The organism is Pseudoalteromonas sp. SR45-5, from assembly GCF_014163565.1.
Classification (GTDB): Bacteria; Pseudomonadota; Gammaproteobacteria; order Enterobacterales; family Alteromonadaceae; genus Pseudoalteromonas; species Pseudoalteromonas distincta.
This window is the reverse complement of sequence record NZ_JACJDN010000640.1, coordinates 1-2,212: the sequence shown is the minus strand read 5'-3', so window position 1 is coordinate 2,212 and position 2,212 is coordinate 1. Positions and strand designations below refer to the sequence as shown.

Annotated in this window: 1 protein-coding gene; it reads right to left on the bottom strand. The window is 39.7% G+C overall.

The window, feature by feature from the left end:
* The coding region (gene rpoD / locus H5072_RS17430; RefSeq protein ID WP_182694270.1) for an RNA polymerase sigma factor RpoD at positions 1-1,787 on the bottom strand (1,787 nt) is incomplete at its 3' end.
* Between the last annotated feature and the right edge of the window lie 425 nt (positions 1,788-2,212).

Sequence of the window (2,212 nt, the reverse complement as noted above, 5' to 3'; positions counted from 1 at the left end):
GCTTTCGCTTCTATTTGACGAATACGCTCACGTGTTACGTCAAACTGTTTACCTACTTCTTCTAAGGTGTGGTCGGTATTCATATCAATACCAAAACGCATACGTAGTACTTTAGCTTCACGAGCTGTTAAGCCTGCAAGTACATCGTTAGTTGCGCCACGAAGAGATTCCATTGTTGCCGAATCGATTGGCGAATCAATAGTTGTATCTTCGATAAAGTCACCTAAGTGAGAATCTTCATCATCACCGATTGGTGTTTCCATTGAAATTGGCTCTTTAGCAATCTTAAGTACCTTACGGATTTTATCCTCAGGCATCATCATGCGTTCTGCTAATTCTTCTGGATTTGGCTCACGACCCATTTCTTGTAACATTTGACGAGAGATACGGTTAAGTTTATTAATCGTTTCAATCATATGCACAGGGATACGGATTGTTCTTGCTTGGTCAGCAATAGAGCGTGTGATTGCTTGACGTATCCACCACGTAGCATAAGTAGAGAACTTATAACCACGGCGATATTCAAACTTATCAACCGCTTTCATCAGACCAATGTTACCTTCTTGGATCAAATCTAAGAATTGTAAGCCACGGTTTGTGTATTTTTTAGCAATTGAGATTACAAGACGTAAGTTAGCTTCAACCATTTCTTTTTTCGCACGGCGTGCTTTCGCTTCACCTATGCTCATTCGACGGTTGATGTCTTTAATACGCTCAATGCTTAAACCTGTTGTTTGTTCAATAACAGATAATTTATTAATGCTACGAATGATTTCTGGCTTAACTTCTTCAAGTTTAGCTGAATACTTTTCGTTACCTGAAATTTCTAAATCAACCCAAGAAGCGTCAGTTTCGTTATTAGCAAAATGCTTAACGAATGTTTTCTTTGGTAATTTAGCAATTTGAACAGCTTGCTTCATGATTAGGCGTTCTTGAACACGAACACGATCCATCATTTCACGCATGTTATTTACCATGCGGTCAAACTGTTTAGGTATTAATTTAAATGTTCTGAAAAGCTCACCAATTTCAAAAATGGCTGCTTGTGATTCAGGATGCGAACGACCTTTAGCTTCAAACGTATCACGTGCTTTATTATATAAATCACGTAAATTTTCAAAATGAATACGAGCTTCTTCAGGATCTGGCCCTGTGTCTATCTCTTCTTCATCTTCATCATCGCTATCAGCATCATCTTTGTCATCTTTATCGTCGTCCTCAAGTTGCTTAGCACTTAATTCTGAACCGATGTTAGTTGCTGAAATTGGCGCTGTATCTTCATTAGGATCGATAAAGCCAACGATAATATCGCTTAAACGCATTTCTTCAGCTTCAAACTTATCCCACTGCTCTAGTAGGTAAGTGATTGCTTCAGGGTACTCTGCAACAGAAATCTGTACTTGATTAATGCCTTCTTCAATACGTTTAGCGATTACAATTTCGCCTTCACGTGTAAGAAGTTCAACAGTACCCATTTCGCGCATGTACATGCGAACTGGATCCGTTGTACGGCCGATTTCTTTTTCTACAGTCGCAAGGGCTGCAGCGGCAGCTTCAGCTGCGTCTTCGTCTGTCGTTGTTTCTTGCATCATTAATTCATCAGCATCAGGCGCGTTTTCGCTAACCTTGATACCCATGTCATTAATCATGCTTATGATATCTTCTACTTGATCTGAGTCTATAATGTCTTGTGGAAGGTGATCATTTACTTCTGCAAAAGTTAAGTAGCCTTGCTCTTTACCTTTCTGAATCAGAAGTTTTAATTGTGACTGAGGAGTTGGATCCATAGAGATTGTTTCTTCCACTCTGATAAGTTGATACAACAGGCGCCATCATGTAGTTTGCATTAAAGCTAACTAGAATAATGTGACGCAGTGAATAGCACAGTATAACAGTTTAAATCAATTTTGACTAGGGTCTGTTGGTCTTTCAGGATTAAAGTTTGTTCTATCCAAGGGGGGTTTAATCGCGGCGCGAGGTTTGTAACCTAGTGGGCTAAGTAAAAACCGAGCAACAAAGAGTAAACCTCCCTTGGGTCGAACCCAAAGGGCAGCGCGTGTTTGGTATTTATGCTGCGTTATCGCCTATTTATGTGGAATAACCACACTACATAAGCTCTGTCTTGTCTAAATACCAAACACACTGCTGTAAACTTAACCTCGAAAGATAAACAGACCCTAACTGTTAGTCGCTTTTAACGCTGTCATTAACA